This is a genomic window from Gordonia sp. 852002-51296_SCH5728562-b, assembly GCF_001665475.1.
In the GTDB taxonomy this organism is placed as follows: domain Bacteria; phylum Actinomycetota; class Actinomycetes; order Mycobacteriales; family Mycobacteriaceae; genus Gordonia; species Gordonia sputi.
Map to the genome: position 1 here is coordinate 1 of NZ_LZMI01000106.1, position 7,232 is coordinate 7,232.

At 65.1% G+C, this 7,232-nt stretch carries 10 protein-coding genes; 6 read left to right on the forward strand and 4 right to left on the reverse strand.

The features are described 5' to 3' along the window. Window positions 1-138 precede the first annotated feature (138 nt). Window positions 139-489, forward strand: coding sequence for a hypothetical protein (locus A5766_RS18225; RefSeq protein WP_064905816.1), 351 nt, complete (start codon window positions 139-141; stop codon window positions 487-489). 80 nt (window positions 490-569) lie between these two features. Beyond that, on the forward strand, window positions 570-1,439 hold the full coding sequence (locus A5766_RS18230; protein ID WP_005205821.1) for a 3-hydroxyacyl-CoA dehydrogenase: 870 nt from the start codon (window positions 570-572) through the stop codon (window positions 1,437-1,439). Between the two features lie 19 nt (window positions 1,440-1,458). On the opposite strand, the gene A5766_RS18235 is transcribed toward A5766_RS18230, so the two are convergent. After that, a complete protein-coding gene (locus A5766_RS18235; RefSeq protein ID WP_082933521.1) occupies window positions 1,459-2,055 on the reverse strand; it encodes a nucleotidyltransferase family protein in 597 nt (198 codons plus the stop codon). Window positions 2,056-2,229: 174 nt separating this feature from the next. Between A5766_RS18235 and A5766_RS18240 the strand changes: the two genes are divergently transcribed. The 3 genes from A5766_RS18240 to uraH are packed head-to-tail and all read left to right on the forward strand — an operon-like array spanning window position 2,230 to window position 5,082. Then, the gene (locus A5766_RS18240; RefSeq protein ID WP_064861568.1) at window positions 2,230-4,215 is read left to right on the forward strand and encodes a solute carrier family 23 protein; all 1,986 of its coding nucleotides are present in this window, start codon (window positions 2,230-2,232) and stop codon (window positions 4,213-4,215) included. A 9-nt stretch (window positions 4,216-4,224) separates the two neighbouring features. Beyond that, entirely contained in the window at window positions 4,225-4,746 is a 522-nt protein-coding gene (gene uraD, locus A5766_RS18245; protein ID WP_064905818.1) for a 2-oxo-4-hydroxy-4-carboxy-5-ureidoimidazoline decarboxylase, read from the forward strand. A gap of 9 nt (window positions 4,747-4,755) precedes the next feature. Further along, entirely contained in the window at window positions 4,756-5,082 is a 327-nt protein-coding gene (gene uraH / locus A5766_RS18250; protein WP_064861565.1) for a hydroxyisourate hydrolase, read from the forward strand. Here uraH and A5766_RS18255 read toward each other — a convergent pair. Together A5766_RS18255 and A5766_RS18260 are read right to left on the reverse strand one after the other, a co-directional pair. After that, window positions 5,000-5,956, reverse strand: a complete 957-nt coding sequence (locus A5766_RS18255; RefSeq protein ID WP_231894721.1) for a helix-turn-helix transcriptional regulator — start codon at window positions 5,954-5,956, stop codon at window positions 5,000-5,002. The two genes, uraH and A5766_RS18255, sit on opposite strands and share 83 nt — an antisense overlap. After that, the gene (locus tag A5766_RS18260; protein WP_442902972.1) at window positions 5,953-6,270 is read right to left on the reverse strand and encodes a DJ-1/PfpI family protein; all 318 of its coding nucleotides are present in this window, start codon (window positions 6,268-6,270) and stop codon (window positions 5,953-5,955) included. Before A5766_RS18260 ends, A5766_RS18255 begins: the two co-directional genes overlap by 4 nt. 60 nt (window positions 6,271-6,330) lie before the next feature. On the opposite strand from A5766_RS18260, the gene A5766_RS18265 reads away from it, so the two are divergent. Further along, window positions 6,331-6,477 (forward strand): DJ-1/PfpI family protein, encoded by a 147-nt coding sequence (locus A5766_RS18265; protein ID WP_442902973.1) that lies wholly within the window; start codon window positions 6,331-6,333, stop codon window positions 6,475-6,477. A 200-nt stretch (window positions 6,478-6,677) separates the two neighbouring features. Here the strand turns inward: A5766_RS18265 and A5766_RS18270 are convergent. Next, a partial coding sequence (locus A5766_RS18270) for an SDR family NAD(P)-dependent oxidoreductase (protein ID WP_064905820.1) occupies window positions 6,678-7,232 on the reverse strand: 555 nt, incomplete at its 5' end.

A 7,232-nucleotide genomic window follows, 5' to 3' on the forward strand; every position in this document is an offset into this window, starting at 1 on the left:
CCGCCCCCCCCGGGCCCCGCGCCCCGCCGCGACCCCCCCCCCCGCCCCCCGCCCCCCCCCACCCCCCCCCCCCCCCCCCCCCCCCCCCCCCCCCCCCCCCCCCCCCCCCCCCCCCCGACTGCGTTTCGAGGAGGTCCGATGGAACCGATCGAGATCAACGCGGGCGCCTGGTACCTGCGCGGAGTCCGCGACGACGAGCGGATCTCCGACGCCGCGGCACTACGCGACCTGGGCGTCGACGATCCCGAAGCCTATGTGCGGCAGGTAGATTCGGGTTGGGCCGACGAGTCGTTGTTCACCTGGGCACTCTGTGAGCCGACGACGGGCGAGCTCGTGGCAACCGTGTCGGTAGTTCTCGACGCCGATCGCGCGAGCGTCGTCGGACATGCCCGTGACGGATACGACGACGCGCTCGCTGCCGCGTATCCGGTCGTTGCCCGATTCGCCACGGGAGCACTCGGCGTCACGATGACCGAACCGCAGACGTGACGAGCATCAACTCCTCGTCGATGCGTGCGCGAGTACGTTGAGTTGTAGGGGAAGTAACGACCTACAGGAGATGGTTCACGATGGCAGAGTTCTCCACAGTCACGGTGCTCGGTGCGGGCGTACTCGGATCTCAGATCGCATTCCAGACCGCATACAAGGGAATCGACGTCACGTCCTACGACATCAATCAGCAGGCTCTCGACGCGGCGTCGAAGCGATACGACGAACTCGTCGAGACCTACAAGCGTGAGGTGCCCGGTGCCGCCGACGGCGCAGCGGAGGCGGCGCGCAAGCGCATCACCCTCACCGACGACCTCGCGAAAGCCGCTCAGTCCCAACTGATCATCGAAGCGGTACCCGAAATCCTCGAACTCAAGCAGGACACCTACCGCAAGCTCAACGAACTCGCGCCGAAGGACACAGTCTTCGCAACCAACTCGTCGTCGCTGCTCCCGAGCGACCTCGAATCGTCGACGGGCCGCCCGGACAAGTTCCTCGCACTGCACTTCGCCAACCGGGTCTGGCAGTTCAACACCGCCGAGATCATGGGCACCAAGGACACCGACCCCGCGGTCTACGACAAGGTGGTGAAGTTCGCCGACGAGATCGGAATGGTGCCCATCCAGATCCACAAGGAGAAGGCGGGCTACGTTCTCAATTCGCTGCTGATCCCGTTCCTCAACGCGGCCCTCGAACTCGCCGCAGGCGGCTACGCCGATCCGCAGGATGTGGACAAGACCTGGCGCATCGCCACCGGATCGCCGCTGGGACCGTTCCAGATCTACGACGTCGTCGGACTGATGACGCCGTACAACATCCTGATGAACGGCGATCAGGGCAACCGCCACCTCGGCGCGTGGCTCAAGCAGAATTACATCGACAAGGGCAAGCTCGGCATGGCCAGCGGCGAGGGGTTCTACACCTACCCCAAGCAGGAGCAGCCCGCCTGAGACCGGTGACCGCCTGGCGCTACGGCTCGTCGATGTCGCGTCCCGAGGCCAGGTCGCCACACTCGACCATCTCGACGATGTCGGCGTGCGCGCGCAGATACGCCGCGGCGCCGACATCGCCGTTCAACGAATCAAGCACTCCCGCAAGGTGGTCGGCTCCGAGATAGACCGGATGTCCCGGGACGTCGCGATACCTCGGGCGTACCACGGCATCTCGTCGACTTCCCGCCTGCCTCAGCACCCTCGCAACCACATCGGCGCCGACGTCCGGCATGTCAACAACATGTAAAACCACGCCTGCCACATCGCCTTTCTCGCACGCCCACGCGAGAGCCGCGCGCACACTCGCCGACAGCCCGTCCGCCCAGTCGCCGACCCGGATCGGCGCAGCACCAGCGGGGGCGCCGACCACCGCCGCACCCATCGTCACGGCCACGTCGTCGCACCCGCCATCGGCCAGCGCCGACACCGCCCTGTTGAGCCAATCCCCGTGCGCTGCAAGTATTTTCGGAATTCCATAGCGACGCCCCTCGCCCGCGGCGAGTACCACGCCAACCACCGGGTCGCCGCCGGCATCATCGGGGCGGTCCGTGTCGTCGACGCGTGCGATGTTCACGGAAGCCGATCGTAGTCGCCTGTCCGAGATCTCCGTTTTAACCTCGCGGAAACGTGCGCTCGTCGCTGCGCGAGAAGTCGCGCGCGGGTCCACTATCTATCTGCTGACGCGCATCCGTTCGCGCATCGGCGCCACATCTGTGTGCGCGAAACACCCATCCTGTTGGAGGCGACCATGACAACCGAGGCGGCACCGGCGTCCCCGCCGGCAAAGAAGCGCAAGCGCGTACACCCCGTCGATCAGGTGCCGCCACCCGGCAAGCTCGTCGCTCTCGGTGCACAGCATGTCGTCGCGTTCTACGCGGGCGCGGTGCTCGTGCCGCTGCTGATCGCCCGCGCGATCAACCTCGACTCCGACGCGCTGACCATGCTCATCACCGCCGACCTCTTCACGTGCGGCATCGCATCGCTGCTGCAGTCGGTCGGCATCTGGAAGATCGGTGTACGCCTGCCGTTGCTGCAGGGCATCACCTTCGCCACGCTCGCACCTGTCATCCAGATCGCCAACCAGAACGGCGGCGGACGCGTCGGCCTGCAGACGGTCTACGGCGCCGTGATCGCAGCCGGCATCGCGACCTTCCTCATCGCTCCGTTCTTCGCCAAACTCATCCGCTTCCTGCCGCCGGTGGTGACGGGCACGCTGATCACCATCATCGGCGTCTGCCTCATCCCGGTCGGCGCGGGCGACGCGGTCACCAACCCGCACGAGCACCTCCACGACAACGCGAACTGGAAATGGGTGTGCTACGCGCTCGGCACCATCCTGCTGATCGTGCTGATGCAGCGATTCTTCCGCGGCTTCATGGCAACGATCGCGGTGCTGATGGGCCTCGTGGTCGCCACCTTCATCGCCTGGCTGTGCGGCGACGCATCATTTGGCATCGTCGGCGAAGCCGGCTGGTTCGGCTTCACCCCGCCGTTCGCCTTCGGCGCTCCGAAGTGGGACCTCGTCGCGATCGTGTCGATGATCGTCGTGCTGCTGGTCGTGGCTGTGGAATCGACCGGATCGATCTTCGCGACCGGCGAGATCGTCGGCAAACGCATCAAGAAGGAGGACGTCGCGGCCGCGGTACGTGCCGACGGCGTGGCCACCATCTTCGGAGGAATCTTCAACTCGTTCCCCTACACCGCGTTCTCCGAAAACGTCGGCCTGGTGCGGCTGACCGGGGTCAAGAGCCGCTGGGTGGTCGCCTGTGCAGGCGTCATCATGATCATCCTGGGCTGCCTGCCCAAGCTGGCGAAGGTGGTCGAGTCCATTCCCGCGCCCATCCTCGGCGGTGCGGCGCTGATCATGTTCGCGACCGTGGCCATCGTCGGTATCCAGACGCTCACGTCGGTCGACTTCACCGACCACCGCAACCTCATCATCGCGGCCACCTCGCTGGCCGTCGCCCTCTATGTGCAGTTCTCGCAGTCGGCGACCCCCACCACCGTCATCGAGAAGGGTGGCGCGCACGTCGACGTCCCCGCACTGCCCGGCGTCGATCAGGCGATGCCCAACATGATCCTGCAGATACCGTTCTCGACGGGCATCACGATGGGTGCGATCACCGCAATCCTGTTGAACCTGTTGTTCTTCCACGTCGGACGTCGCGGCCCGGCCGTCGCGGGACGCGGCGCCATCACCCTCGACGCCGTCAACAAGATGACCTACGTCGAATTCAGTCAGACCTTCGGTGGACTGGTGCAGAACGTCGACTGGGTGGTCGAACGCGCCTACGAGCAGCGCCCCTTCGAGGACGTCCACGATCTGCGCAGCGCCTTCCAGGAGGCCATGCTGACCGGCAGCGACGAGGAACAGTTGCAGCTCATCCGCGCATTCCCCGACCTCGGCGCGGAAGACGAGACCGGCGAGCTGACCGCCGTCGACCACAAGGGCCTGTCCCACCTCGAGGAGACCGAGCACGAGAACGTCGTCGACCTCGCCAAGGCGTACAAGGACCACTTCGGCTTCCCGTTGGTCATCGACGCGCAGGAGGCCGAACGCTACGACCGCGTGCTGCGCAACGGTTGGGCTCGCATGGACAACTCCGAGACCTCGGAGAAGTCCTTCGCGCTCATCGAGATCGCGAAGATCGCCAATCACCGGTTCGACGATCTCGTGGCCGACGCCAACCCACTGACCTCGGCTCGTTTCAGCCGCCAGCCAGAGCTCTCGTAGGCTGAGCGCGTGCGACGAGTGGATTGGCGTGGTCTGCCCAGTTTCAACGAGCTGTCGGAGCGACAGGCGATCAGCACGCTCTACGAGTGCTGCAGTTCATCGATCTGGGCGTTGCGCGTCGCCAAGGCGCGTCCGTTCGTCGACGACGAGGCACTTCTCGAATACGCCGATCTGATACTCGCCGAACTGACCGAATCCGACCTCGACGAGGCATTGGCGGGGCACCCCCGAATCGGAGACCGCCCCGACAACGCCTCGTCGAGTCGGGAACAGTCGGGAGTGACCGGCGCCGATCCCGAGGTACTCGCCGAGCTCAAACAGCTCAACAAGGAGTACGACGAGAAGTTCGGGCACGTCTACCTCGTGTTCGCCAATGGACGCCCCGCAGAAGAACTGCTCGCGATCCTCAAAGAGCGCATACGCAACGACGCTCCGACCGAACGTCGCGTCATGCGCATGGAGCTCGCGAAGATCAATCGCAGTCGGCTGCAACGGATGCTGACACCCGCCGTCGAATTCGTCGACGACTAGGCTGACCTCATGACCGGACTGTCCACTCACGTCCTCGACGCCGTCAGCGGTGCTCCCGCAGTCGGGATGTCGGTGATCCTGCGCGACGTCGACGGCGAACAACTCGCCTCGGGCACCACCAACAGCGACGGCCGCATCCCGCAGGTCAACACCGACCCACTCGCGCCGGGCACCTACCATCTGGTCTTCGCGACCGCAGACTGGTTCGGCGCCAACGGAATCGTCGGCTTCTACCCGCAGATCGACATCTGCTTCACCGTCGACGATCCGAATCGGCACTATCACGTACCGGTGCTGCTGAGCCCGTACTCGTATTCGACGTATCGCGGGAGCTGAGTTCTCGACGTTGTTCCTCGCGGTCGTAGACGACGAGCGACAGCTCATCACAACCACGCACCTGCAGCGTCGTGAAGTGGCAGCCGACGACGCCCTCTCCCGGGACGCGGATTCGCCAGCGTCCCGACCTCTTCTCGTGCGGTTCGTAGCGGTTCCAGATGTAGCGAAATGCCTTGCTGGACCGCCACAACTGGTCGATCAACGCTCGATGTTCCGCCGACGCCTGCCGCGTGGCCAGGTTCAGATGCGCCAGCCCCACGACCTCGTAGGCCTTGGCCGTCCAGTCCACGTACACCGATCTGCTGATCGGGTCGTCGAAGATGTACTGCAGCAACGAGACTGGTTGAATCGGCCATTCGGAAGAATCCCGGTCGGGGAACAGGACGGCCGCGGTTGCCTTGTCGACGGTGGTCAGCATCAGCTCGTCAGTGAGCAGGTGCAGCATGACGGTGTCGAAGAGCTTCGAACCGATCGTCAACAGATCGCCCTGCGCCTCGTCGAGCGCCTCCGCGGTGATCTCGGGAGCACCCGACGGTTCGGCGGTAAGTGCCAACAGGTACCTGCGGTCGAGATCGCTCAGACGCAGGGCGTCGGCGACAGATCCGACGACCGCGCGCGAGGGGTGCGCCACCTTGCCCTGCTCGAACTTGGTGTAGTAGTCCATGCTCACCCCTGCGGCCCAGGCGATCTCCTCGCGCCGCAGTCCCGCAACCCGACGGTCGGTAGTGGCGTTGTAGACAGGCCAGGAGGGATCGGGGGCCAACTGTGCGCGTCGATTCCGGAGGAACCCGGACGTCGCGGTGGCGCGGTAGTCGGCCGTGACAGAGCGCGACGACGCGCTCTCCGCGTCGTCGGTCCCCCGGCCTTCGCTCATGCGAGTTGCGCGTCGATCGCGGCGGTGAACTCCGAGAGGTCGTCCGGGGTGCGCGACGTGATCAGCGTGAACCCGTTGGTGTCGTCACTCACCACCGCCTCGTCCACCCAGTTGCCGCCGGCGTTGTTCACATCGGTTCGCAACGACGAATATGACGTCAGGGTCTTGCCGACGAGCAATCCCGTTTCGACGATCAGCCACGGTCCGTGGCAGATCGCGGCGACGGGTTTACCCGCATCGGCAAAACTGCGCACCACGCTCTGCGCCCTCGCATCGGTGCGCAGTGTGTCGGCGTTGAGTGTGCCCCCGGGCACCACGAGGACGTCGTAGTCGGCGGGATCGACGTCGGCGAGACCCTGACGTCATATTCGTCGTTGCGAACCGATGTGAACAACGCCGGCGGCAACTGGGTGGACGAGGCGGTGGTGAGTGACGACACCAACGGGTTCACGCTGATCACGTCGCGCACCCCGGACGACCTCTCGGAGTTCACCGCCGCGATCGACGCGCAACTCGCATGAGCGAAGGCCGGGGGACCGACGACGCGGAGAGCGCGTCGTCGCGCTCTGTCACGGCCGACTACCGCGCCACCGCGACGTCCGGGTTCCTCCGGAATCGACGCGCACAGTTGGCCCCCGATCCCTCCTGGCCTGTCTACAACGCCATACGACGTCGCGATGATCAGTGCCTTCTTGTCGGAGAGAGCCATTATTCGATCCTTTCAGGAATTGCCGTCAACTGGCGTGTACGGGGAGATGTCGTAGGCGGTCGCGACCAGTTCGGGACGTTTGCCGTCATTGAGCGTGCGATCCCACTGCGCCTGTGTCTGTGCCTTGATGTCGTCGACCGTGCGGGCGGGCAACACGTGTCGGTAGTCGGTGTCGGTACCGGTGAGGACATCGATCGTCACGGTGATGACCTCCTCCGGGTCGAACTGCTCGTGCGGGAATGCGAGCTTGCTGTAGTCGTAGAGTCGCGTCGACGGGTCATCGACCCACGACTTCCACTCCTCGAACATGGTGTCGTTGAATCCGGTGAGAAACGGCCCGGGGTTGATGGTGGCAACCGTGACGCCGTACTCAGCGAGTTCCTGATCCAACGCATCAGCAAACGCTTCGACGGCGTGCTTCGAGCCTGCGTACGCACCGGTGAACGGGTCGACGGTGAGCCCTGCGACCGACGACATGAAGACGATCTTGCCGCCACCCTTGGCCACCATCCGCTTGGCGATGGGCTGCGTCAGCAGGATCGGGCCGAAGACGTTCACCTCGAACTG

Excerpts from the sequence above, each read along its gene's own strand:
- A5766_RS18230 (WP_005205821.1), top strand. The coding sequence starts at position 570 with ATGGCAGAGTTCTCCACAGTCACGGTGCTCGGTGCGGGCGTACTCGGA.
- A5766_RS18240 (WP_064861568.1), top strand. The coding sequence starts at position 2,230 with ATGACAACCGAGGCGGCACCGGCGTCCCCGCCGGCAAAGAAGCGCAAG.
- A5766_RS18225 (WP_064905816.1), top strand. The coding sequence starts at position 139 with ATGGAACCGATCGAGATCAACGCGGGCGCCTGGTACCTGCGCGGAGTC.
- uraH (WP_064861565.1), top strand. The coding sequence starts at position 4,756 with ATGACCGGACTGTCCACTCACGTCCTCGACGCCGTCAGCGGTGCTCCC.
- A5766_RS18255 (WP_231894721.1), bottom strand. The coding sequence starts at position 5,956 with ATGAGCGAAGGCCGGGGGACCGACGACGCGGAGAGCGCGTCGTCGCGC.